The following is a 25500-nucleotide window of genomic DNA, read 5'->3' on the forward strand; positions in this document are numbered from 1 at the left end:
TAAAAGTAGGATCGGCATAGTGCTCTGGCTTGTTAACGGACTCGGTTGTACCGGTGCCTGGCATCAATCGAGCTACTATGCCGAATGTCTGTTGCTGCAGACATGAGCCTCACCTTATCGCTTTTTAACAGGAAAGGAAATCGTGTTAAACCAACCATACAAGCGGCATCAAACGGAGCCATTTTACGCTCCTGCGTCGCTCCAAATAGCCCGCTGTGCCGGGCGTTAAGTTGGAGTGTCTATGAAGAAATCTGAACTTGCGAAACTGCAAATAGAAAAAGCAATTGATCTTTTTTTATGAGAATGATTTTCCGTGCTCAATTACGCTTGCAGGTGCTTCCGAAGAAATGCTTGGTAATATCTTAAGACAGAATGGTGAAGAAAATATTCTTGGCGAGCTGCTTCCATGGTTTAACGAGCGTTATAACACTGAAATTTCCTTTTCAGAATTGGCAAAAGGTGCCAACGAAATACGAGACGAACTGAAACATGGGCATAGCTACCCTGATATCAATCATGAAGTTGAGGTTTCATTAGCTTATTGCACCCAAATGCTTCAAAGAGCATATGTAAATTACTCCCGTGCAGTTGGTGTTCCTACTGAAAAAATGGCCTTTTTTGTCAGGTACGTAACAGAAAACGAAAAAGAGCTATTTTCTGAATGGTCAGAAACTTAATGAGGCGGTCAAACATCGTTCCGCTTCGCTCCACTAGACAGAATTTAAGTAGTTTTTTTGTGGTTTTACTTCGTGAAAGTTTTCCAAAAAAAACTAGTTAAATTCTGCCGTTTACCGCACGTCAAGGGGTAAGTAACTATGAATGTTGTGATAATAATTTTAATAATAGTGGCCCTTCTTGTACTTTGGTGGTGGTTTATTGGTAAGAATATTCCAAAATATCCACCATTAGATATAAAAGACGATGACCCTTTAATGCTTGAAGCTATTGAAAAGGCTAAAAGTTCAATTGGAAAATTTCAGAAATTGTATAAGGCAGGGGGTTTTAGTGATGTGCAAATTAAAATTCCATTCCTTTCAAGTAGCGATGTTACTGAACACCTATGGGCAGAAGTATTAGGGTTAAATGACAGTGAGGTGAAGGTAAGGTACCTCACTCCGCCGGTAACGCATACTGGAAAATTGGAGCGTATTCACGATCATCCAATTCAGGAAATAGAAGATTGGGTCGTAGTTTCTGAATCAGGTGACATTTTTGGAGGCTACTCACAAAGAGTAATGTTTGTGCGGGGTAGAGAGCAATGGGGTTCGTTGCCACCTGAACTCGAAGCTCAGGAATCAAAATATGTCACCTAAGGCCAGGCAGAGGAACGAAAAAGCCGCCGCTTCGCTCGGGTTTTTGTGGCCATGCTGGCGACGTTATGTTTCCAAGGCGTAGGATTATGATTTATATCGAAGCGAATGGACTTAAAAGGCAGCTTGAACTTCTCGCGCTTATATCCAAGATGGAATCTTGTGAGCTAGTTATTTGGCTATACCCAGAGTCCAGGATAAGGCATTTGGCCGGGGCGCTTGTTTCAAAAAATCACGTTAATTTTGTGCCAATCACAACGTATGAGGATAGGACTGAACCTAGGTGTACAAGCTCTTTACCGGCACACTCTAATTCTATATTGGCACTAAAGACATTCATCTCGAAGCTTGAGCGCAACAGCGATAGTATTGCATTGTATCCCGCAGGAGAAAAAGATTGGAGCGCCTGTTCGGTAGGTCATGAAGGTGTGTGCCTAGTTAAAAATGAAAGGCTGCTGTTTAAAATTCAAAGTGCAGGTTTTACAGCGTCATTAACGGCACCATCGTGGTGGTAGGTATGGCAGGTCAAGCAATGAAGTATTTAAATTATCTCGCTCTCTTGTTTTGTTCTCTGTCGGCATTGGCGGGAGAGAATAGAGTGGATGACGCTGTCGCCGCGTCTGTCGGGAGAATTTTGCTTTATCAAGACATTAATACCGATATGAAGTTGGCAATGTAGGTCTTGGTCATTATTACCTTCCGGAAATAGCCATCAACGAGTACAGGGGTAGCATTGCTGAGTTGGGGGGAGATGATCGGCTCAAATTTATTTGGGGCGTGATATCGTTCGCAAAATTTGGTGCCAAGGGTGCCGAAGGTTTTACCTTGTTGATTAAAGAGTGTTGTGAGCAAGAGTTTATCGATTCCGCAGCGCAGTATATACGAAAGGCGAATATTCATCGGAAAAGTTCTCGTAACTATGTGGATGAAAGTATGGTTGAGAAAGCGGGTTTCTTTCTTAGGGCTTTAGGCGCGTACTAGGTATTTAAATGCAAGAACAGGAAGTCAACATTCAGTCGGGGGAGGTGACGCTCGCAGGTACGCTTTGCATACCTCACGCTGCCGGGAAGTTTTCCGCGGTTCTGATGGTGCACGGTAGCGGGCCATTGGACCGCAATGGGAATATGAAGGGGCAGAATCTCAACATTTTCAGTGAGCTGGCCCACGCATTCGACCGCCATGGTATTGCCAGTCTTAGATACGATAAACGCGGCTGTGGCAATAGCTCGGGCGATTTCTTAACGGCTGGGTATTCTGATCTTGTACAGGATGCAGAGCGATGCCTAGAGGCTTTGGCGCAGTCAAAATTGGTCTCCTGTGATCATCTTTATATCCTCGGGCATAGTGAGGGTTGCAGTATTGCCTCTAAGCTTTCCCAAAGCTGTGAGTCAGTCTCAGGGCTTGTGTTGTTGTGCCCGTCTATAGAGCAGGTCGAGCCCTTGTTGATCAGGCAAGCAGAGCAGCTTGAAAAAGAAATAGGGTCGCTACCGGGAATGTCAGGTTATTTTTATCGTATTTTTTTCAAGATTATGGGGCGCCCTGTGCGTATGCAGAAAAGTTTACTACGTAAAGTTCGTGAAAGTGACTTACCGGTTGTGCGCCATGGCCTGTCTCGACAGCCTGCAAAATGGTTGCGGGAGATACTGCAATTGAATACGGAAAACGTGTTTGCATCGACGCACGTGCCGATACTACTGGTTGCCGGAAATAAGGATCTACAGTGTAGGCCGAATGACATATATCGAATAGCTGACGTAGCGCAGGGGCCCACGGAAACCGTGATGATTAACGGCATGACGCATTTGCTACGAATCGATGAGCGCCCGGCCTCACTCTTGGGCTCTGCGAGACTCTTAGGTAGACCCTTGGATGGTATGGTAAGTGAGAAAGCGGCGCAGTGGATTATTGCGACAATGTCAGCTAACCATCAATTGCGTGCGGCCAGTGGGCCTAACGTGTGAGTTTTCCTGTTAGCATTGCTGGGGATTTCATCTTATGAATCGAGCATCTGTCATACTTCAGGAATATGATGGTTCCTGAATTTCGGAATTTGAGAAAGAGAAGGCTCTTTTACAATCAATAGCGGGAGAGTGGAATCACGGAGGCATTGAGCACGTTGGCATTACGGCTGTACCAGGAATGGTGGCAAAGCCCGTTATCGACGTAATGTTTGGTGTTAAAGGCCTGAATGAATCTAGCCCGGCAATCGATAAGCTGGTGAAAAATGGGTACGAATACTGGCCGTATAAATCTGAAGTTATGCACTGGTTTTGTAAGCCATCTGATGCTTATCGAACGCACCACCTTCATTTAGTGCCTTTTGAAGGCCCACTATGGATGGAGAGGATAGAATTCAGAGAGCTTTTACGAAATAATAAACAAGTAGCAGCGCAGTATGCTAATTTAAAGCGTGACCTTGCCGCTGTGTATAAAGACGATCGCGAAGCATATACACAACACAAGTGGCCTTTTATTCAGGCGGCTCTCGCGGGTGCGTAGTGCAAATAAGCCACCCCAATTACTTTGATTAAGGAATAGCTATGAAAGCGAAATTTCTATGTGGTTCTATTGAAGTAAATGCCCCCGATCATAAAGATGTTGGGCTCTGCCATTGTTCAATGTGCAGACGTTGGACGGGTGGGCCGATGTTTGCTGTTCACTGTGGCTCTGATGTGAGCTTTACCGGGGCGGAGCCTGTTCGTTACCAATCATCCGACTGGGCTGAGCGCGGGTTTTGTTCAGCCTGCGGCACGCACCTGTTTTATCATTTGCTACCTAATGATGAGTACATACTTCCGGCGGGTTTGTTTCAGGATCAGGACTTTACCCTTGCCAGTGAAATATTTATTGACGAGAAGCCATCCTATTACGAGTTGAAGAACGACACCCACAAAATGACAGGGCAGCAAGTCTTTGATATGTATGCGCCTAAAAACTAAGAGCGCAGAGATGTACTCGTTAAGCCGTTTCCAGCTATAAATAGGATAGATTTAGCAGCACGGGCAACGGTTTATTTATCTTGAAAAGCTGATGTAAATTTTTCAGTTTGGTGCCGTTCAATATTATCGGGCTGGATACAGTATGAAGCTATGGGTTGCATTTTTTCTGGTACTGCTGAGTTCGTTGTCGTATGGCAGTGAAGTCATTGTTGAGCATGTTGCGTTCGACAGTCACGGCGTGACATTACGGGGTTCGCTAGCGCTGCCTTCGACAGCGCCGAGCGCGGCTGTAGTGTTTGTGCACGGTTCGGGCAAGCAAGCTCGCAATATGCACTGGGCGGAGCGATTTGCGAAGGCGGGCGTGGCCGCGCTGGTTTACGACAAGCGCGGTGCGGGAAAGTCGGGCGGAGCCTACGAAGGTAACCAAAGCGTTAGCGGGCAGAATATTAGCTTGCTCACGGATGACGCAATCGCCGCGTTGAATGTGTTGCGCAAGCATGCGAGAACAAAAGATATTGCCCATGGCTTAACCGGTATTAGTCAGGCGGGCTGGATTGTTCCGTTAGCGGCGGAGCAAAGTCGGGCCGTAGACTTTATGGTGCTGTGGAGTGGGCCTGTGACTAAGGTCAGTGAGGAGGATATTTACAGTAAGTACACCTCGGATCTGGACGGCGAGCGAGTACCTAGTTATAGCGAGGCGCTTAAGGCAAGAACACGCGAGTACGTGTGGCCAGAATTTCTGGGCACCGATACTGACCCAACAACCAGTCTTGAGCAGTTATCGATACCAGGGCTTTGGGTATTCGGTGAACAGGACGGAAGCATACCGGTGGACCTGTCTGTTCAACGGCTCCGCAGTCTTATCAAAAAGGGCCATTCGTACGAGTATGTACTTTTCTCAAGCTTAGGTCATAACAATATGGAGCAAACGTTTTCGACCGTAGCGGATTGGATTAATCGGTTGCGGTAGGAAAATGAGGGCCACCCTTTGTCCTTAACAGTCCTTTCACAAAAAAGGCAGCTATAAAGCTGCCTCTCAGGTGTCGCTTAACATTCGACTCTATTTTAATATAGTGTCAATGGCCGTTAATTCTTTATCGGTAAAGTCCAGGTTATTTAACGCCGCTACTGAGTCGTTAATTTGCTCTACGCGGCTGGCGCCGATGATGGCACTGGTAACGGTTTTGTTGTTAAGCACCCAGGCAATAGCCAACTGCGCAAGTGTTTGGCCGCGTTGCTCTGCGATGTTATTGAGCGCGTTTACCTTGGCGATTACCTCATCGCTAAGGTCGCTCTCGTTGAGGTAGATTTGCTCGCCACGGCTGGCGCGGGAGTTCTCGGGAATGCCACCTAGGTATTTGTTGGTAAGGATTCCCTGATTTAGTGGCGAAAATACAATGGCGCCCACGCCTTCGTCGTCGAGCACGTCGGTTAGGCCGTCCTCAATCCAGCGATCCATCATGTTGTAGCGCGGTTGGTGAATTAACAGCGGGGTGCCCAAGTCTTTTAATATGGCAGCGGCTTCGCGCGTCTGTTCCGGTGAGTAACTGGAAATACCGGCGTAGAGGGCGCGGCCAGAGCGGACGATATAATCCAGCGCCATCATGGTTTCTTCCAGCGGTGTTTCCGGGTCGAAACAGTGCGAGTAAAAAATATCGAAATATTCTACTCCGCAACGCTTTAGGCTTTGGTCACAGCTGGCTACCAAGTACTTACGCGAACCGCCAATGCCGTAGGGGCCAGGCCACATATCATAACCGGCTTTGCTGGAAATGATCATTTCATCGCGGTAGTGGTCAAAGCCTTCGGCCATAATCTGGCCAAAGGTAGACTCAGCTGAGCCGTAATTGGGGCCGTAGTTATTGGCGAGGTCAAAGTGGGTGATGCCCAGATCAAAAGCGCGATGCACCATGGCGCGGGCATTGGCTAAAGAGTCGACCGCGCCAAAATTTTGCCAAAGGCCGAGTGACAGGCGAGGCAGGCGCAAGCCGCTTTTACCGCAGCGCTGATAGGGCATTTTCTCATAGCGTTCTGAGCTTGCCAGGTAGCGGGGGTTAACTTCGTGAGTAATCATGCTGTGGTCTCTTCTTATATTCGCTGGGAATGCATAAATAGTAGGCGGCTATTCTACGAAAAAGCCGACCCCGAGGGGTCGGCCCTGACGATTCTTAACAGAGCTTTAATTTGTGTTTTAAGCGTCGCTCAATTGTGGCCGGTTTTATTGCTGGATAAAACCTATTCGCCAGCAAATAAATCGTCAATGGACAGGTAGCGCTCGCCGGTGTCGTAGCTAAACACTAATATCCGGCTGCCTGGGGCGAACTCGGCTTCGCGTTGTTTTACCGCCGCGAGGCTGGCACCGGAGGAGATACCGACAAATATAGCTTCCTTACTGGCGCACTGGCGGGTCATGTCGAAGCTGTCCTCCTCGCTCACGGCAATGGTACCGTCGAGGGTTTCGGTGTTGAGGATTTGCGGTACGAAGCCTGCGCCAATGCCTTGCAGGCGGTGCAGGCCTTTTTCTTTGCCGGCAATCACCTGGGACTTTTCCGGCTCAACAGCGAAGGTTTTCATCTGCGGGAAGGAGGCCTTCAGCACTTCGCTGCAACCGGTGATGTGGCCGCCGGTGCCGACGCCCGTAATCAGGTAATCGAGTCCTTCCGGGAAGTCGGCGAGAATTTCTTTGGCCGTAGTTTGGCGGTGTACTTCAACGTTGGCCTGATTGGTGAACTGCTGTGGCATCCAGCTGTTGGGGTAATCATCGCGCAGTTCGGTGGCCTTGTTGATGGCGCCGCCCATACCTTGCTCTTTAGGGGTTAGTACTAGCTCAGCACCCAGCGCTTTCATGATTTTGCGGCGCTCGATGGACATTGACTCCGGCATGGTCAGAATCAACCGATAACCGCGCGCGGCGGCAACCATGGCAAGGCCTATACCGGTATTGCCACTGGTCGGTTCAATAATGACCGAGTCTTGCTTGAGTAGGCCGCGCTCTTCCGCGTCTTCGATCATGGCCAGAGCAATACGGTCTTTGATGCTGGCGCCTGGGTTAAAGCGCTCGGCTTTCATCCACACTTCAATATCGGGTCGGAATAAGTGGTTGATTCTTATACAAGGTGTGTTGCCGATTGTCTCGAGAATATTGTCGTACTTCATACACTGCTCCGATGTTGGTGGTTGTCCCGGTCGACTGTTAATATAGGGCCTGTAGAGTCTATGTCAACAAACACCCTGTGGGGTTATTTCAATAGATCTGATTGAAGTGTATCTGAGGGCTCGCCAAGCAGCTCGGTGACGGATCTGCGTAAATCGTCGAGGTCGACTTTGCGCTTTTTAACCAGCGCCCGGGTGACGTCATCAAGTGATTTGTTGCCATCGGTTTTCTGCTCAATTTCCAGGGCGAGCGCCTCCAGTAATACAACGGCACGCGCGGTTTGCTCTCCGCTGGAAGATCGACCCCGTAACTGTTCAATATCTTTACCCCAGTCGGCGAGCCAATTGAATACCCGTTGACGCCTTGCATCGCTCAGGCCGGCGCTGCGATAGAGTATTTCGACGGAGTAGTATTCAGCCAGCCCCTCGACAATCCAGTCATCGTTACCTTTATCGGTCATGCTGGTCAGGGTGTGGAACAATTCGTGGAGCAGGGTGCTGGTGCCGTTTTCACTGACCATGGGCCGGTCTGCGTGAAAGAACAGGGAGTTGGGGCCGGACAGGCCACCGCGCCACATAGGGTCCGCCGCGCTGACAATCAGTACTTTCTCGGGTAGTTTGCCTAGCAGCTCTCTGAACTGAGGCCAGTTCATGAGTACAAAGCTCATAACGTCCATACGCCGTACCCCCTGACTTTGCGGCGCACTGACAGCGATGTGGGTATCGCTTAAGCGCTCGCGCCGGGTGCCGAGTTCGCCGGCAATAAACCAGCCCGTGGGGCGGTCGAAGCGACGGTCTGGATCGTCGATAACAAAACTGTCGTCCGCTTGCTTGGGCCATCCGCTGTTGACACTGTTCCAGGCGTCGGGAATGGTAAAGCTCAGTTGTGCTTTGCTGGTCGCGCCCTTGATCGTGCGTACCCGGGCGGGCGGTATCAGATCATCACCGCGAAAAATGGCGAAGTCGTCCCGGCGGATGGAGTCGTATTCGCCCGGGTCGCGCTCGTGGTTTAGCGCGACGTGGAGCTCAAGCTTGGCGTTTTGCGTTGGCGGTTGCCACAACGCGCGGCCATCATTGAGTTCTAGCTCGCCATTGGCTTCTATTTCACTGTGGAAATCGGAGTCGAGATTAAAGTCGATGCTTTTCACTGGGCGTGCGTCGGGCAAGCTAATGGTAACCCGAACGTATTGGTCGCTGACGGTAAAGTCAGCGTGATAGTTCAGTTCATAGTCTTGTGCGGCTAGATCTTGAGTGAACAAGAGAATGCCGCTCGCAAAGGCAAGCGGCAAAAGCTTGTAAAACCTGCTTAATCGGTTGAACACTCGTTAAAACTCCTCAACTCAATATATTAGAGCGCTAGGTTGCATGGTTTGTCGCGCGCCTTCAAGCAAGCCAGTCACGTTTCCCCGCTTTGAATGCTCTAATCTCTGGGCAAGTTGCTAGTTAATAAAGAGACAGCGCTTAATTTTTCTTGTTCCCTCAGGGGGATTTGTCTACCATGCCCCGAAATGGTGCGATGAGTGGATGGTCAATGTTATCAGTCAGGACATTTCTCGGAATTGACGAGAACACAACGAGCCACTGGGAGAAAGTGATCTCGGGCCTCGGCGCGTTGGTGGGAATCGGCATGGTGTATCACCTTTGCCATTGGCTGTTGCCAGATGTTACACCTTGGATATTAGCGTCCATGGGCGCGTCTGCCGTGCTTTTATTCGCGGTACCTCATGGGCCGCTGTCACAGCCTTGGGCCTTGGTGGGGGGGCATTTGGTGTCAGCGGCAGCGGGGGTAAGCTGCCAGCTATGGCTGCCCTCGCACGCGCTCACCCCAGCACTTGCGGTCGGTATGGCGGTTTTGTTGATGAGCTATTTGCGCTGTATTCATCCTCCCGGTGGTGCTACGGCCCTGGCGGCGGTTATTGGTGGGCCTGCTATTCACGATTTAGGTTTTACCTATTTGCTGTATCCCATTGGCATTAATGTGCTGGTCATTTTTGTCGCCGCGTGTGCATTTAATGGATTATTTGCCTGGCGGCGGTACCCAAGATCATTGGCTGCTTTGGGTAAGGCAAGGCTGAATATGGCGGGTGCATCTGTGCCCACCTTGACCCATGAAGACTTTGCCGCGGCTATGCACGAACTCAATACATTTGTAGATGTTGCCCCCGACGAGCTGTCCGATATTTTTGCCCGTGCCTGGAGCCACGCGCGCGCCCAGCAAGGGGCGAGCCTTACGTTGGTTAAAGGAGCGTATTACAGTAACGGTGAGGTGGGTAGCCAGTGGTGCGTACGGCAAATTTTCGATGCGGATGACGATTTAACTGACGACAACTCAAAATTGATTTATCGCAACGTGGCGGGAACTACTTCGGAGCAAACCCAATTGTGCCGGGTAAGAGATTTTAAACAGTGGGCGCATTGTCAGGTGTATCACAGCAACGGCCATTGGTTGCGAGTTGTGCCAGAGGTTAAGGCACAGCGTGTGAGTTAAAAAAGCGGGGTGCTGGCTTGGTAGTGCTCCAATATGGCTTGATATTCGTCACTGCCGCGCAAGCGTACAATCGCCTTGGTGAACTCAGCCGAAAGCTTGTGGGCATCGTCGCGCGAACGTGAAAAACCAATGTATATAGGGCCACTGTAAACGGAACCTTCAATAAACATAAGTTTATCCGCCACACCGAATTCGCGGGCTTGATGCAAAATACTGGCTTTGTTGCCCAGCGCGTAGTCGATACGTTTTGCCAGCAGAACCTTAATCAGCTGTGCCTCGTCATTCACTTCGAGCTTTTTAAAGTTTCCTTTATCCTCAAATTTCTTGCCGTAAAAGTACGCCCGGACGCCGCCAATTTTGTAGCGTTTAATGTTTTCAATATCCAGCTTTTGAGCTTGGGCTTGACGATCGTTGCGGGCAAAAACGGAAATGTTCTCGAACGTATGGGGGACGCCGGTAAAGGTAATGCCGGGCGCGCGTGAGCTGGTGTTAAATAGGGTGCAGGCGATATCGGCTTTGCCTTCGCTCAAGTCATGTAAGAGGCGGACGAAAGGCATGCGTACAAAGGTTAAATCGTAGCCAAGTGATTGGGCGACGGCACGACATATATCAATAGAAATACCCGCGTACTCTTGTTTGACTTCATCGTAAAAGTAAAAAGGGGGGTAGTCTTTATCGGCCAAAGCGGCCTTAAGTTCGAGTGCCTGTGCGCTAAGCGCTATTACGGCACTGACAAATAACCCTAACAACACCTTGTAGATTAGACTCACACGCACGCTCATCCTTATGCTGTTGAGCCTTTAGATTACTACAGCGTGGCGATGTCTGCCAGATTAACGAGGGGAACTCGTTGCTGTGAAACAGGATCACCGCAACTGTGTTAGAGGCTTTAATCGGGGTTGTTCAGGCTTTGTTTAAGCTGTTTTAATTGATCAATCATAGGGCGAATCTTTGTCTTAGCTCGTTTTACGTTTAATGCATAAACGCCTAAATACAAGATTATTGCGCCCGCCCAGTAGATCAGTAGGCCCGCATCGGGTGTGTACTGACCGGTGCGCTGCGAAAAGCCACCCCAGGAGCACAGAAATACCGCGATGGCGAGCGGGGTTAAGTACCAGCTGGCTACCGACTGCAGTAGTCTGGCGTCCTGTTCCAGTTTTTCAATCTGCCGGGTAATACGGTTCGCCAACGTCCAGTCGTCCACCTGGGCTGATTGGCGCTTGGTGACGATGATTTTACCGGCGACAAATACGCAGCTGGCAATCATGCTGGCCATGCCCAATTGAAACAGCGGATTGGGGCTGTCAACGCTGGCCCAACCCACAATGACAAAGACAATAACCGCTACCGCCACCATCACTTCTAAAATCCAGCCACGCTTTGCCTGACGTTCAAATTTATCGGTTTCTTCTCTTAATGTCGCAAAGTTTAGTTGTGTGTCAATCATCTGGGTTTCCTCCCGAAAGGTCTGTTTTAGGTCGTCGAGTTTCATGATGCTTCCTCTACAAACTGGTGGGAGAAGTCGGTCTTGAGCCGGCTGATACGGGTTTGGATGGCGCTGCGCTGCATGCCCAATACAGCGGCCATTTCCGCACCACTTAAACCGTCCAGGTACATCAACAAAATTGAGCGATCAACTTCGTCCAGGCTCGCGGCAAAGCGCTCCAATATGTCCGCCTGGCAACGCTCCGCCGGTGCCGCCTCGCTGACGACACTGTGCGCCTTGGGGTGATTGTTAACCTCCCGCTGCCGACATTGCTTGCGCACCCCCGTGATGGCGGTATTCAGCGCAATTCGATAAACCCATGTCTCGACTTTACTCTCAGCCCGAAAACTGTCTCTGGCGCGCCAAAGCTGTTCGAGTATCTCCTGATACAAGTCTTCGCAATCTGGCCCTCGGGCATAGCGATTGGCAATGGCCCGAATACGGCCAGACTGGCTGCGTAGCAAGGCTTCAATGTCGATGTTCACGGCTTCTCCAACGATTTAAAGGATTAGTCGCCGCGCAAGCGGGTTTCTTACGGCCGGGAAAGAAAAGTAATTCAATGAAAGGTTGCATCCCAATATTTACAGGCTATCAGGTCCATTGTTATAGAGAATTTAAACCTGCGGGCGTTAACCCACAGGCTCCGCCCTCTTGGCGATACCCGTTATTAAAGACATTGCGAGCGCCGTGAGTACTGCATGTGCCGCTCGGTTAACGGAGGGCAGCGAACCCTCAAGCCAAGGCCGACAAACAGTAGCCGAATCTATCGAGTTCAGTAGGGGCAGGGGGGATACAAGCGCAAAAACTGTCGTAGAGCCTTGGGGTTTTATGCGCGTAGTACAGTGTGGGTTGGTGACAGGCAATTAAGAGTGCAGCATTCGGTAGTCGCGCATGTGGCCACTACCGAGTGCGTATGTCACTTGTCAAAAGGTGATTGCAGCACCGACAGAGTAGAAATCGATATCGGCTTTATCCGCCTCTACAATTTCATACTCAGCCCGAATACTGAATGAACCCAAATGCACTTTTGCGCCAAGGCCATAGATGGGGTCGGTGCCGGAGCGTGATTGATCAAGCGAAACGTGCTCGATATTACTGTCCCAATCAATAACACCGGCTTTGCCGAATAAGCCAATAGGGCCTAAGTTGATTCCGGCCAGGCCCGATACATTCCAGCCGTTGACATCGATTTGGGTGTCCAGGTCATTTTGCGAACCGAAATCCATGTAGGACCCCTCAACCGCCAAATCCAATAACGGCAGTATGCCAAAATTATAGCCGGCAAAAATTTTATAAGCCGTGTCATCATCCTTAAAGTCGATACTGCCAATTTCCGCCAAATCATCTCCATAATTCAGTTCGGCATTGCCAAGTGAACCACCAATATAGATACCGCTTTCTGACCCCGCATGAGCCAGACTGGTAAAGGATAAAGCTGTTATAAGTAGGGCGAGTGGGGTAAGGCGTGCTTTCATTGCTGACATCTCCATGTGAATCAGACATTACCTCTCAGGCCAAATTAGCACTGCCGCATAGATTTGTCTATCGGGCATCTGTCACAAACTCAGGTAAAAAGTTATGGAATACCTAGTAAGGTAAATTTATACGACGAGAGGCCCTCAATATGGCGCATGTTGTAACCTGGCTGAATTGTCACCTGGATGATTTGCGCCGGTGAGATTGAAGGGTGACGGGACAGATAAAAAAAGAGCCGCAAAAGCGGCTCAAGGGGGAGGGTGATGTTGCGACGGGTGTCGCAGTCATCGAAGGGAATAAAAAACGGCCGCCTCTTGAGGGGGAGTACGACCTAACGAGGGTGAAAAGGTCACCAGCTCGGGTGAATAAAAAGAGGCCGCCATTCGGAGAGTCGCGCGGCCCAAGTGGGGGTTATTAATACCAAAGCGAGCAAAATTCAGACACTTCTGATGTTTGTATGAGAGCTGTACATTGTGCTTTTTGTCATCCATCACCTGTGCTCCGATTTGTCCAACGCAAGGCTGGGCAGCCTGCTTTCTAGTCTTGAATTGTATTTAGCTAAGTGTATGCCAACTATAAAAAATATCGCAAAATCAAAAAGTTATGATTTTAGGGTAACCGTCAGAGTGCAATCAATGGGCTGATCGTCCGTTGTGAGGAAATTTTTACATGCGGTATTTGTAGAAAATTCAAATGCATCCATAGGCGCTCGCTGCAGGACAGCAATATTCAAGGGGAGTGAGTACAGAGTCTCAATGGATAAGAAAATCGTGTTTGAGCTAAACCTTTGTGGTTCTATAAAGCAAAATTATAAATTGTGCGCATAAGTGGTGCTGATGTAATAGAATTTGACAATTTATAATTTTCAGATTCGCAATGGATATTTACTGACACATAGTTGTTAGGAATAATTTTAGCGATCTAACTATCTACATAGGGTAAATAATTTGAACGCACTGTTATGTATAAAACGATCGTGACAAGATGTTTCTGAAAGGCTAGGGTCGTATATCTAAAGTAGCACAGGGAGAGCCAGCAGGGCAGCACACAATGTCGGTGTAGAAATTCAGATATTTTAATGTGGTAAATGCTTTTAGTTGCCATTGTTCGGCAGGGAAAGCAAAATACAGTATTAGGTACGTTACTGAAATGGAATGGGTTGGCGCTCCAGTATCGACAAGCTTGTTGTTGGGCACACTTCTATTGAGTCGACATAGAATATAAAAAATGGGCTGGCCTATTAATAGTAATATCGAAAGTTTACATTGATTTCCCCAAATGGGTTGATATCGCAGTCATGTTGTTAAAATCAAATTAATTTGTTGATATGTATAGTTTTAATGAAAATTTAGGAGGGAAATTGAAAGGGCCACTATCATCTACCGATTGCTCTAGTATTAATTGTGTTGGAGAAATAACCTTAAAGCTAAGAGGGATGACAGACAATCTAGTTAATTTTCATGAGTTCTCTAGTATCGTAGATGCAGCATGCGCTATGGCTGACAAGTATAGTTTAGATAGCTGTGATGACAATCAGGTTTTCTTTGCGAGGAAATTGAAGAAAAATATAGTGCAGCAATCCTTGCTGTATATTCGTACTCTAATGAATAATTGCTACAGAAATAGTTATGAGAACTTAAGCAAAATGGAGTTTCAAGTTAATGATTTGAATGTTCTCGCTCAATCCCTATCCAAAATATCTAGGGAATGTAAGACCTATGATGAACTCTATGGTGATATTTTAGGTTGGATAACGAGCCTGAATGATATCAGATCTTACAGGTATGTAAAAGCAAATCATCTCACTCAAGAGTTTGGTTTCGATTATTATGGGGGCCGCATATATATAAATATTTCTGGTGACCAAGATGAGGAAATACTAACAGTATTGCATTGCGACAAGGAAGGCTTTGAATGCTCAATGATCAATGAATTCGAGTGCAAAAATCTCAGGGGTAACTCTATTTCATTCGGTTTTTCAGGGGAAGAAGTAAGTGTAGATCTGTCCAACTGTAGCAATCATAGAGAAGTGTCTTTTAGATTAATTTGGATCTCTTCATACTTGACTAAATGGTGTGTAGAAGGTGGGAGGTCTTTTCTAAATGGAATTTTTTTAAATGATCTTAAGATTGAATGCCAGTCGAACAAGTCAAGTCATTTTTTAGGGATAATGCCTGTTGAAAGTGTGAATAGGGGTGACTCAATAATAGAGAGGCTTAGTGATCGAGAGGCTGATTATGTATTGTACGATAGTTCGTCATATGAAGGTTGCTTGGCGTGTCAAGTGCTTGTTGTGATACTTGGTAATGGCGTCGTTTTGAATAGAGTTATTTCCAATAGAATTATTGATTTTGTATTGGCGGGAGGTACTGCTTTCACGTGGAGTCCATCATCTGGAATACTAAAGTCATGGCATAATAGTAGAAAATGGGATTCTGATAAGGGTGTGAAATGTTCCGTAACGCAATCAATAGTATCAAGCGTTATGTTTCATGGCTATGATTTGGTTGATTTCATTTTCTCGTTCATCGCTCCACGGAAAAAGTTTAGAGAATTAGAGGGTTGTTCTGATAATTGGTCGTCAGATGGCTTGAGTAGATTAGACTATCATGAGCGAGCGAGCGAAATAATAGACTCGTCCATAAGGTATATGAGTATCGATGAGTGTGTTCAGCGTTCATTTTGTTTGTGTAAGAGCCCGCCAAGTATTGATGGTAATTTAGTGTCATTTTCCGACTTGGAAATATGTTGGATGGGAGAAGAAAGGCCAGCAGTTTCTTCAGTCGCAGTTGCGGGAGATGTCTTTGAAGTTTTTTTAAATTATTTCAATCGACCAAAACTTTCAATTGGGCTCTATGAAGTGGTCCATGTCCAGAGAAGGGTGCTAACATTTAACATTGAAAGTGTTGAGGGTAAAGCCCTATGTATGATGGATAGAATTATCAATGAAAGTGACGGACTAAAAATGTTCACAATTGTTAAGCCGCCTTCGCAATTTAGTCCAATTAAAAAACGATTGGGAGTAATCAAAAATGACAAAATTAAAAGTTTACCATATTCTTTGTTTGGCCAACTTATCGGGGTCAGGTCTGCCTATACAGATTGCTCTTTGTTTGAGCCGGTGCTGTGTAATTCTCTAATTGGAAGTGATAGATCTCAGAAGAGAATGGTCGATCAAGCGCTGAATGATGAGGGGGTCACTGTTGGATGGGGGCCCGTTGGTACGGGAAAGTCAACTGCAGCTGCTGAAGTAATATATCAGTACGCAAAAGAGGCGGAACGAAACTGTGGGGTTGTTTTGGTGGTGGCAAAGACAAATGCAGCGGTCGACGCTCTAACGGAAAAATTTATTAAACATTATGTTGATGGCTGTGCGCTAACTAGGTTCAATGGCCGCCTGATGAGGATTGGGTCTAAGGAAAAGACAAGCAAAAAGCTAGAGGCGTACTTCTCCAATAATTCGAAGGTTAGTAGAAAAAATCGACAGGAAGGGTGTGTGGTTTCGGCGACTATTGACTCCCTAATTACGAGCGGTATGTCTGTTCCTAAAGATTTTCCAGTCTGGCTCGTCTTCGATGAATTTGGAGTGGTCTCTCTTGCAGAGTCGCTATCCGTAATGTCTTTTGTAAACGAAAAAGCATTTTTAATCGGTGATCCAAGGCAGTTAGGGCTGTTTGAAAATAAACAAAGTTTTTCTCTCTTGAATTCTCTGTCTGGAATAGAGTTTCCTTTGTATAGTAAGGATGAGCGTTTAGTCTTCATGAGTCATTTTAAGCTCATTGAGTCTACTAGATATTGGAGTGTTTGTAGATTGTCTAGGGTATATAGGCTGAATGAGACTATAACTGAGTTAACAAACTATCATTATCAAGATTCAGATTATTCTAGTTTGACTTCGGTGGTTAATATGGGTTTGGTTGACTATAAGGGGGACAATACAGTTGTTCTAGTAGATAGCTCTAATGATGGAAATGGTCAAGAATACCTAAAAGACAAAAATTTGAATGACAGTCATCTCGATTTTCTGGTCAGTGTTGTTCTTCATCTGTCTGAGTCAGTGACTTATCATCAGGATAATGTAGCCATAATAATTCCCTATAAGAAGCAAATTAGAGAGCTAAAGCGTAGACTTTCAAGTGGCTTTCCAGATGGAGAATCTAGTATTTACCTCGAGAACTTCGATGATATGGTTAATACCGTTTATCCGTTCCAGGGGGGGGAGCGCTATATAACTATTGTTGACCTCGTGAGGCAGTCATCTACAGCTTCTGCAGATTCCAGTACAGGGTATATTTCTATCGAAATGCTGCTTGTCATGATGACTAGAAGTCTCAAGGGGCCGCTTTGTGTAATTGCTGATATGAATCTAATGAAAGCCTCAAAGGATAAGAGTGTTTCTGACTTCATGACCTATTTTGAGGGCTTCGTAAATGGCAACTCATCATGTAGTAGAATGAATCTTTCCGAGGTGAAGATTGAAGATATGGTAGGGCCTTGGGTTGATTGGATTGAGAGTGTTCGCGTCTCATGAAACGTATAAAGGGCGTGATAGTGTTGGTGAATAAGTTTATAAAGAAAGTTGCTCATGATCGGTTTAAGGCTAAAGTCGAGCCGGAAGCAGTATACTCTAGGCGCTTTAGATTGGAAGAAAGCTTTCAGAAAATAAGAGAGAGCTCGTGTGATGTCTCTCCATTGTTATTCATAACCGGTTTGAGGGGTGTTGGTAAGAGTACTTTTTTGAAAGCATGTGTTCGTGATACTTTATCGAAATTAAGCCTCGGTCGATATGTTTATATAGAGTTTGATGGCAGCAATGAGCATTGCTGGAAGAAGCAAGACGTCCTGTGTGCGATGGCAGGTGTTGAAAAGTGTGCGATCTCTTCGGATGAGGGTGCTCTGAGGGTAGAGTGTGGTTCAAAATGGAAAAGGAACAAAGATAACCATCTTGTACGCGAATGCAATCGAGGTGTATTTGGAAGATGGCTTCGCCGTGCAGCTATAAGTGCTCTTTCGTCTGTATTAGTTCTGATTTCCCTTGTCGCTGCCGTTCGTATTACGCGAATATTTTTGGATTGGTCTATAAGTGGCTTAATTCAATATATTCCTGAAAAATACAGTAATTCCAAAGCGCTTGTAGATTTTCTTGAAGCAAATTTTTACGATTATGATGCTATTCTAAGTGGGTCCTTTCAGGGTTGGTCGGAGCTCGAAGCGCTTGGTTTCCTCTGGTTTAATCTAATAAAGCATGCAGTGTTTATAGCTTCTATCGTGTTTGGGGTGTTGATATATATAGAGAAAACAACTAGTTCTTGGGTTGGATTTTCCGGTGAGGATAGCAAGCTTGATCGTGTTATCCTTGAAAAATTCTTCAATATTGTAGCCTCGAAAAAATATAAGCCCTGGATTATTATTAACCTGGGTGACGTTGGTGTAGGTTATCCTATGTCAAATTATGAAAAAAGATCTGGTCTGAGGAGCTTTCTTTCTACTTTGGCATTTGTTGTGAATTCAAAGTATTCATCTAAGATTAAGCTCGTCTTTATGTCCAAATCATATCCTCTTATTGAAGAGATCAGTGGCGATCAGGTGCTGGAGTCTGGAGTGAATTTTCTCCGTGTGGATCTTTTGGATCGTTTAGATACGGCTGCATATATCGGTGATTGGCTATCGAGAAAGGCGTTGGGTGATGGTCATTTAGTTGAGGCTGGATTTATAGATGACCCAATCAGTCAAGTTGATGACTTTGAGTTGCTGGAGGCTCTCAGGGGGTATTATCCAGAGCAGCTAGAGTGGATATTAGAGAGGAATTTTCCGAAGAGTTATGAAGATTCCGGTAATTTTCAAGTCCATAAATTTTTAAAAGATGTCTCCTTAGCAAAAGTTAGTGGGTTTAAGCACTATCTGGATACTGAGTACAGTGATGATATTGTTAAATTTATCTACATTTCCACTTTGTTTCCCGAGTACTATTTCTCTCGGATTAATAGGAATAGGGAGTTTGTCTTTAGTAGTGTTGTTGATTCGGAGTGGAGAGATTTATTCGCTGATGTCAATGTTATGTCGGAAGATGTAGCTGGCGGAATTCAATCGTCAGTTCGCTATGCGCTAGGTCGCATTGATGGTAAGGCGATGTACTCCTCTGTCTCAATTGTAGAGTATTTAAAAAAAGATTTTTCTGATGTTTTTTATTTTGATGGTTTTGAGCGTCAGTACATCTTTAAGCTAAATGGAGGTAATAGATGGTCCTCCCTAGGGTTTATTCTTTTCTCGTGCGGTATCCTTTGTGGAGTTCAGGCGGAAACATCGAGTAGTCTAGGCAGCGACTATCTTCGGGTTTGTGAAGATGGTGTGTTTAGTTTAGAAGAGTGGATTGTAGTGGTTCAGATTGTCGCGAATGGAATTTCTGAGTTTAAAGGGACTAGTGATTTTGATGTGACGGTGGTGAAAGTTGTTGAGGTCATTCTATCGGGTGTCTGTTCTAAGAAAAATTTTCAAAGTTATGCTGATGTTTTGGAGGTTGGTGGACAAAAGTATCTGGATAATTTATGCGAAATTTTACATTATGCTTTTAGCGGGGAAAGGACCTCAAGGATGGTCGGTGAGTCGAGAGCTGCCGCACTAAGTATTTCCGTTTTATTAGGCGGGGCCGCAAATCAAGCCATTCGTCAATATTACTCTTCTTGCGGTGATGTTGTTTTAGGCGTTTTTAGTGTTGTTCAAGATTTTGTCTGTGGCGTTTATCAGGGTAAAGAAAGCAATGTTGACGGCGATGGAGAAAATCATGCTGACAATGGAAAAGTTGCTGCATTTAGTGCTATTGATGGGCGAGAGCGACATTATCGACAGTTGCTAAATCTCTATGAGGCAAGGTATGAGGTAGACGATCGTATTGATTTAAGGCGAAGGTTTGAGGAAGAGTGTTATCTCTTTACAAAGGAAGGTGTTCCAGAAGGCTTAAATCGCGATAATGATTTAGAGGTTTATGGTTACTTTTCTTTGTTGAGAAAATGTGCGAATTCCTTGGCGTCCAATATTTTTAAAGGCTATTCCAGATCTGGTGAGTTGGATGATGTTGAATTGTTTGCTGTCTACGAGAAATCTAAGAGGTTCATTGTTCTCTATCGAGACGTCGTGGAATTGGCAGTTACTGAAGCTGCAGAGAGTGAGCGGGCCACATTGTATAAAATGCTTTACTTTGTCGGTGCGGCACTCTGGAGTGGTCAGGTATTAGAAACATCACTAGGTGATGAGGTTTATAGGCGCCATAAAATATTTATGGCCGATATATCTTCTAGTGTGTTTTCGTTTTCCCAGGAAGCTCAAGTTCTACAGGATCTACGATCCCCTATTTTGGGGCATTTCAAAGAAGACAATTTAAAGCGACTTCAAAGCGTAGAGTTTCTGCCGATATTGGACTTGGTTTTAACAAAGGAAGATTTCTTCAGAGAGGTGGATGCACTCGATTTTGATGAAAGTCTGCTGGGAATGTTTGACCGCTTTTTTGATCAAGGTAACTACTCAAGATTTTTGTTCGAGGAAGAGGGCTTGTCGAGTCGCTTGCAAATGATGCGTTCGGAAGGGGTTCTGGATTCCGATATTTCTAGGCTAGCGGATTATGTGTGCTCTGCTTTCTGCTATATTTGTGGGGAAAGAAAAGAGGAGTCTGGTCGGGAGGGTGCCAATGGGATCGCTTTATTCTGCCGAAAGTATTATTACAAACTTTATGCTATATATCACGACTGCCTGAACGACATCCCGATAGCCAAGCATAGATTAAATGTCCAAGCGTTTATCTTTTCGGTAGGTGGCTATTGTTTCTCCAAAGAGGAGAAAGAAACAATATTTAGGCAGTGGGCTGATAGCTTTTTTGCTATGTATTCAACGTACTGTCTCGGGAGTGCTGATGCTCGTGTTGCCCCGCGCGAGAAGGGCTGGCTTAGTGAAGAGTTGGTTTCTCGTTTTGTGGGGAGCAATAACTTTTCGCTTTCATATATGGTAGATACTATATTTGACGTCATAGAGTCATTCCCACTAGTTGGCGATTCAGTAGGTTCATATTTTGTAGGGCATTGTTTACGCTACGGACCGAAAGGTATTGAGTTAGAGGCTAAAGGTCTTGATGGGGCAGTCTTCATCTCTGAAATGCTTCAACCTTCCAGAGTGTATAATAAGTATTCCGGAAGTCGAGCGCACAGTTTTTCAAAAGAGGCTGTATTGAGTGAGTACGCTGAGCGTACAATGGACTATGAGAATAGTTTTTCTTTGTATCAAGATGAAATTTCTGGCACGAGGCTTTTATTTGTTCGAATTAAGGATGTCGATGGGAGTATCAATGCTTCGGCTAGAGGGCTAGAGTACATTGCTAGAGCGTTGCAGGTTTTTATGCCTTACGGAGCCCCCGGCGTGGATGAGCGGCGCAAAATGTTTTGGGAGGGAAAGGTTTGGTCTGGTGCCAGTAATTCGGCCTGTGCAATTAGCCTCCCGCGCCAACTAAAATCAGTATACTTGTCGTGTGGAGGTATATATACGCAAATTGTTAAGGAGTTACTTTGTCTTCATAGGATTGTAATTTCCAGTAGTTACCCGAAGCCAGAAGATAGGGAAAAAGAGATACGTAGTTTTGTCAATGACTGGTTTTCCGACCTTGAGGTGTTTATTGATACGGAGGATGGGGTGGTTCATATTACTAATCATTTCTCGGCCAATCTTGATTGTCGAAAAATGCGAACGTTTTTGTCGATATTTAGAAAGGTTTACGATGAAAAAATTGTACTTGATTATTTTGACGAGGAAAGTCTAAACTGGTAGGGCGTATGTATTATATTATATGGCACGACCATCTATACTGGGTGAACAAACTAATTTGAAATTCTAATGTGGCTTCTTTTGATGTCTAAGCCGTAAAGAGTATTGGGTCTGCTAGAAAAGCTGGCAACATCATAAATATCAGCCCGTTCTCCCAATACGCATTTGAGATTTTTCTTGATTCGGCTATTTTTTTCCCAGATGTATTCACGCTCTATTCCCTGCGATAGAATTTCGCTTGCGGTTTCATACTCATATGACATCTCACCGACAATACTTTTATATACATCCAGATATTCGAGAGCAAGGGTCGCATCGTTTGCCTTTATAAGGTTGTCGGGATGGGGATAGTCGACATGGCGCAGTGCAAGCCACAAAAACCATGAAAAAGTAGAGGGGGGCATGGGTACCTCATGACCGTCTGCAAACACCTTGTTGGATTTGGTGGCAAACACAAGCTCGGGCGTCTTGACACGTTTTTGAACCGTTTGAATTAGGTCGGTAAAGCTTAAAGGCGCCTCAATTTGTTGGTTTGTTAGCCCGTACCTTAGCCGTACGAAAGGAATGTCTACTAGCTCTACGGCGGCTTGACTGGCTTCAAGTGCTTTTTCAGGGCTACTCAGTGAGTAGATTGTTCTAGAGTCGCGGTGTGGATAAAAAAAGCTGGGGTGCTTTTCGAATTCTGGGTGTACCCACACGTGGGATAAACGATCATCCATGCGTCCATACAACGACATAGCGTATCCCAAGTAAAAGCCAAGAGCTGTCCTTGCTCCGCTGATGACAGTGTGAACCTCCGTGCTTTCATCATTGCAATATTCTCGTAGCAACTCGGTAATAGTATTTGCCGCTATCATCAGTTCTCGCTCGCTACGGGTATCCTTTATTGGCGTGCAGGTACTGTCTTCAAGAACTTTAATCTCTTTTCGATTTATTGTGATTTCAGGAAGTTCGTATTCTTCAACTAACTTCCCTAGCCAGTTGTCTCCTTCCGGTAAAAGCTGGGTTTCAATTCTTTCAAGGCCAGTAGCCGTTGTGATGAGAACGACATCGGTTGGAATCCATTGTGGAGTTTCCATTGCCAACGCATATATAGCTTCTGTAACGACTTGGGGTATAAGACCTACAGGAAGGATTAGTATTCTACGCATTATAATTTGCCGATAAATCATTTTTTGTGACGAAATTCGGAGTCTAGCCTAGCAAGAGCCGCCAACGAAGTATAGTTAGTTTCTTTTATTGCGAAAATAAATTGGGTTAATAGTGGGAATATGTAATTAGAATGTTCGTCACCAACAAGCTTGTGAGCCGACTTGTTTGTTCTAACCACTGTTAGTCTGTTTATACCTGAAGAGGATAGGTTTGTCTTATGGAGGCAAGAATACGCCTCGTGTGAAAGTTTCACCCCACTTTAGGCGCCTGAAGTTTGGGCGCCATTTTTTATTTCTATTCTCCCGCTATTTCTTATGGCCTGCACCCCGCACCCCGCACCCCGTTCCAGCCCCACAAGCTTGCCAGCCCCCTGAGCGATCGTGTTGGTCGGTATAGTACTTAGCAACACAGGAGGTATTTATGTCGGATTCAAACAGTGCGGAGATTATGTTGGGCTGGGCGCGCCCAGCGCAGCAGGTTATAGGCTTTCATGCGGCGCAAGGTATTGCTGATGCCGACGCAGTCTGCGCCAGTAGTGGCCACTTAATGACCATTGCCGCCACCGGGAGCGGCAAGGGCGTGAGCAGTGTTATCCCGACACTGCTTAGCTACTCCGGCACTGCCGTGGTTATTGACCCTAAGGGGGAAAACTACGCAGTAACACATAAGGCTCGCGAGGCAATGGGGCACACCGTAGTACTGTATGACCCATTTGCCCTAACGGGGGCCGAAAGCTGTGGGTTTAACCCGATGTCCGTGCTGGACCCAGGTTCTGCCAATCTACTGGACGAGGCCCGTTCACTGGCGCTCAATCTATTCGGCGACACTTCGACCACCGCGGATCCTTTTTGGGATCGGGCGGCTATTCGTTTGCTGACCACTTTGATCGTACAGGTGGTGTATGAAGAGGCACCGGCGTGCCGCAACCTTAAGCAAGTGCTCACCCTTTTGGCCCTACCGCTGGAGCAACTGCGTATGCGTATTCAGCAGTTTATTGGCACAGCGCCGGGCCGGGATTTTGCCCATTGTTTAATGCATTTGGATGTGGCCGAGAAAACAGCGAGTTGCATTGTTGAGGTTGCCCGTACGGGCGTTGGCTATCTGCAAAGCCCGAGCGTGTTGCGCAGCCTGGATGTTACCGGGTTTGACCTTACGGCATTGCGACAAGGCCAACCATTGACCTTGTACCTGGTGGTGCCACCACACAAATTACAATCACACAGTGGTTTACTGCGCAGTGTGCTGGGGTCACTGTGCAGCCTTATTGTTCAGCGCAAAGCGTCCCCGGCATTAGAGACCTTGTTTATTTTGGATGAGGCCGCCCAGCTCGGTCAGATGCCACAGTTAGAAACGGCGATTACGTTACTGCGGGGCTACGGTGTACGGGTCTGGACCTTCTGGCAAGACGTTGCCCAGTTAAAGGCAACGTATCCGGGTAGTTGGCCGACACTGGTGAACAACTGTAAGGTGCTGCAGATGTTTGGTTTCTCTAATGCCGTCAGTGTGCGCCAAGCCGAGGAGTTGACCGGTTTTTCGGGTTCGCTACTTACACTTAACGCCGACGAACAACTTGTGCAAATTGCGGGTAAGCCCGCATACCTTTGCCGGCGAGTTAATTATTTACTCGATGCACCCTACCAAGGCCGTTATAGCCCCAATCCATTCTACACAGGGCACACCCAGAACAACGAAATTGACGCTTTAGAAGGTGACTTGCTATGAGCCTTGCCCCGGTACTTTTGGTGGATCATTTCCCTCGGGCCCGACACTTAATGTTGGCGATAGATAATGCCGGTGCCAGTAGTGAGATGTTGCCAATCGATAAGCTTACGGTTTGCGACTCAATAGGTTGTATTAAGCACACTGTGGGTGCCAATGGTGCTTTGCAGTCGGCAGATTTTGATACTGAATCGGGAAATGTTTTTGAGTGTGTCGATGCGCTTCTTCTGACAGAGAAGGGCAGCCGAAACCTAGTGAGACGGTGCCGGTTGCCGATATTTACGCTGCACGAGGAGGATCGGCAATGGCTGAAAGAAGCAGACTGGCCACGGGTGGTTGACCACGGCAAACAATCCCTTAACGCTTTATTATCTGTACTGCCGTTCTATGGCGTTCGTCACGTGTTGCACCTAGGCGTGAAGGGTCTTAGCCAAAATATACAACAAGAAACTCCCGGACTAACCATCAGTTATCACGAAACGGCCAGAGTAGAACGGTTGCAAGAGTTCTCTAAAGAAACCCTGGAGAAAATCACCGGGAGCTACTACGGCGCCTTTGTGTTTCGCAACGAAGCTTACGCTGATTGTTTTATGCGATTCGCACGACGTTACAATGTAGATCTGTCAAAAAAAACGGCGTTCGCCAGAACGCCTTCAATTGGCAAAAAGTTGGTGGGGTTTTTTCAAGTTCTTGCTGAAAGCTCCACCAGCGATGAAGACTTTGCCCAATCGCTTATTCAGTGGGCTATTGATTTTCCTTCTGCCGACTCCTTTCGCGCTGCCTTTACCGGCGGCCGCAACACCCAAAAGCTTAGTCAGGTGCCAATAGTAGAATCAGGTGAGGGCGAAAGTTGGTCTATCGATGATTTACGGCCACCATCTTCAGCGACATTGCGAGACGGTTCATGAGTGTTATTCTCATTTTTCTGGTAATACTGTGCATATGCTCCTGAGGCGAGAGGGTGTAGGGCAA

At 46.4% G+C, this 25500-nt stretch carries 21 protein-coding genes; 13 read left to right on the forward strand and 8 right to left on the reverse strand.

The genetic code is table 11. The annotated features are described in order from the left end of the window. Positions 1-284 precede the first annotated feature (284 nt). From QWI17_RS12245 to QWI17_RS12280, 8 genes are all read left to right on the forward strand, one after another. Positions 285-677 (forward strand): hypothetical protein, encoded by a 393-nt coding sequence (locus QWI17_RS12245; RefSeq protein WP_302722796.1) that lies wholly within the window; start codon positions 285-287, stop codon positions 675-677. Positions 678-815: 138 nt separating this feature from the next. After that, entirely contained in the window at positions 816-1313 is a 498-nt protein-coding gene (locus QWI17_RS12250; protein WP_302722797.1) for a DUF2314 domain-containing protein, read from the forward strand. Positions 1314-1399: 86 nt separating this feature from the next. Then, a complete protein-coding gene (locus tag QWI17_RS12255; protein ID WP_302722798.1) occupies positions 1400-1825 on the forward strand; it encodes a hypothetical protein in 426 nt (141 codons plus the stop codon). Between the two features lie 2 nt (positions 1826-1827). Further along, complete coding sequence (locus QWI17_RS12260; protein ID WP_302722799.1) at positions 1828-1989, forward strand: hypothetical protein; 162 nt, start codon at positions 1828-1830, stop codon at positions 1987-1989. A gap of 310 nt (positions 1990-2299) precedes the next feature. Continuing rightward, positions 2300-3271 carry an alpha/beta hydrolase gene (locus QWI17_RS12265; protein ID WP_302722800.1) on the forward strand — a complete coding sequence of 324 codons (972 nt, stop codon included), beginning with the start codon at positions 2300-2302 and terminating at the stop codon, positions 3269-3271. A 79-nt stretch (positions 3272-3350) separates the two neighbouring features. After that, entirely contained in the window at positions 3351-3809 is a 459-nt protein-coding gene (locus QWI17_RS12270) for a GrpB family protein (protein ID WP_302722894.1), read from the forward strand. A 41-nt stretch (positions 3810-3850) separates the two neighbouring features. Continuing rightward, positions 3851-4249 carry a GFA family protein gene (locus QWI17_RS12275; protein WP_302722801.1) on the forward strand — a complete coding sequence of 133 codons (399 nt, stop codon included), beginning with the start codon at positions 3851-3853 and terminating at the stop codon, positions 4247-4249. A gap of 142 nt (positions 4250-4391) precedes the next feature. Next, a complete protein-coding gene (locus QWI17_RS12280) occupies positions 4392-5219 on the forward strand; it encodes an alpha/beta hydrolase family protein (RefSeq protein WP_302722802.1) in 828 nt (275 codons plus the stop codon). A gap of 90 nt (positions 5220-5309) precedes the next feature. Here QWI17_RS12280 and mgrA read toward each other — a convergent pair whose 3' ends face one another. The 3 genes from mgrA to QWI17_RS12295 all read right to left on the reverse strand — a co-directional run bounded on the left by mgrA (position 5310) and on the right by QWI17_RS12295 (position 8724). After that, positions 5310-6323 (reverse strand): L-glyceraldehyde 3-phosphate reductase, encoded by a 1014-nt coding sequence (gene mgrA / locus QWI17_RS12285; protein ID WP_302722803.1) that lies wholly within the window; start codon positions 6321-6323, stop codon positions 5310-5312. Positions 6324-6484: 161 nt separating this feature from the next. Beyond that, complete coding sequence (gene cysK / locus QWI17_RS12290) at positions 6485-7405, reverse strand: cysteine synthase A (RefSeq protein WP_302722804.1); 921 nt, start codon at positions 7403-7405, stop codon at positions 6485-6487. Positions 7406-7488: 83 nt separating this feature from the next. After that, the gene (locus tag QWI17_RS12295; RefSeq protein WP_302722805.1) at positions 7489-8724 is read right to left on the reverse strand and encodes a hypothetical protein; all 1236 of its coding nucleotides are present in this window, start codon (positions 8722-8724) and stop codon (positions 7489-7491) included. Between the two features lie 209 nt (positions 8725-8933). Between QWI17_RS12295 and QWI17_RS12300 the strand changes: the two genes are divergently transcribed. After that, positions 8934-9890: an HPP family protein gene (locus tag QWI17_RS12300; RefSeq protein WP_302722806.1), complete on the forward strand. Its 957-nt coding sequence runs from the start codon at positions 8934-8936 to the stop codon at positions 9888-9890. Here QWI17_RS12300 and QWI17_RS12305 read toward each other — a convergent pair. The 4 genes from QWI17_RS12305 to QWI17_RS12320 form a co-directional block, all read right to left on the reverse strand. Beyond that, a complete protein-coding gene (locus tag QWI17_RS12305; protein ID WP_302722807.1) occupies positions 9887-10660 on the reverse strand; it encodes a substrate-binding periplasmic protein in 774 nt (257 codons plus the stop codon). The two genes, QWI17_RS12300 and QWI17_RS12305, sit on opposite strands and share 4 nt — an antisense overlap. Before the next feature lie 119 nt (positions 10661-10779). Beyond that, complete coding sequence (locus tag QWI17_RS12310) at positions 10780-11382, reverse strand: hypothetical protein (RefSeq protein ID WP_302722808.1); 603 nt, start codon at positions 11380-11382, stop codon at positions 10780-10782. Continuing rightward, entirely contained in the window at positions 11379-11861 is a 483-nt protein-coding gene (locus QWI17_RS12315) for an RNA polymerase sigma factor (protein ID WP_302722809.1), read from the reverse strand. Before QWI17_RS12315 ends, QWI17_RS12310 begins: the two co-directional genes overlap by 4 nt. Before the next feature lie 438 nt (positions 11862-12299). After that, the gene (locus tag QWI17_RS12320) at positions 12300-12851 is read right to left on the reverse strand and encodes an outer membrane beta-barrel protein (protein WP_302722810.1); all 552 of its coding nucleotides are present in this window, start codon (positions 12849-12851) and stop codon (positions 12300-12302) included. 1496 nt (positions 12852-14347) lie between these two features. Here QWI17_RS12320 and QWI17_RS12325 point away from each other — a divergent pair. Then, the gene (locus tag QWI17_RS12325; RefSeq protein WP_302722811.1) at positions 14348-17383 is read left to right on the forward strand and encodes an AAA domain-containing protein; all 3036 of its coding nucleotides are present in this window, start codon (positions 14348-14350) and stop codon (positions 17381-17383) included. After that, entirely contained in the window at positions 17380-21660 is a 4281-nt protein-coding gene (locus tag QWI17_RS12330; protein WP_302722812.1) for a P-loop NTPase family protein, read from the forward strand. The genes QWI17_RS12325 and QWI17_RS12330 overlap by 4 nt, the downstream gene beginning before the upstream one ends. Positions 21661-21710: 50 nt before the next feature. Here QWI17_RS12330 and csm6 read toward each other — a convergent pair whose 3' ends face one another. Then, positions 21711-22829 carry a CRISPR-associated ring nuclease Csm6 gene (csm6, locus tag QWI17_RS12335; RefSeq protein ID WP_368045342.1) on the reverse strand — a complete coding sequence of 373 codons (1119 nt, stop codon included), beginning with the start codon at positions 22827-22829 and terminating at the stop codon, positions 21711-21713. 400 nt (positions 22830-23229) lie between these two features. On the opposite strand from csm6, the gene QWI17_RS12340 reads away from it, so the two are divergent. Both QWI17_RS12340 and QWI17_RS12345 read left to right on the forward strand, forming a co-directional pair. Continuing rightward, complete coding sequence (locus QWI17_RS12340) at positions 23230-24531, forward strand: type IV secretory system conjugative DNA transfer family protein (RefSeq protein ID WP_302722814.1); 1302 nt, start codon at positions 23230-23232, stop codon at positions 24529-24531. After that, positions 24528-25436, forward strand: a complete 909-nt coding sequence (locus QWI17_RS12345) for a hypothetical protein (protein ID WP_302722815.1) — start codon at positions 24528-24530, stop codon at positions 25434-25436. The genes QWI17_RS12340 and QWI17_RS12345 overlap by 4 nt, the downstream gene beginning before the upstream one ends. Positions 25437-25500 lie beyond the last annotated feature (64 nt).

The organism is Gilvimarinus gilvus, from assembly GCF_030518155.1.
Lineage (GTDB): Bacteria > Pseudomonadota > Gammaproteobacteria > Pseudomonadales > Cellvibrionaceae > Gilvimarinus > Gilvimarinus gilvus.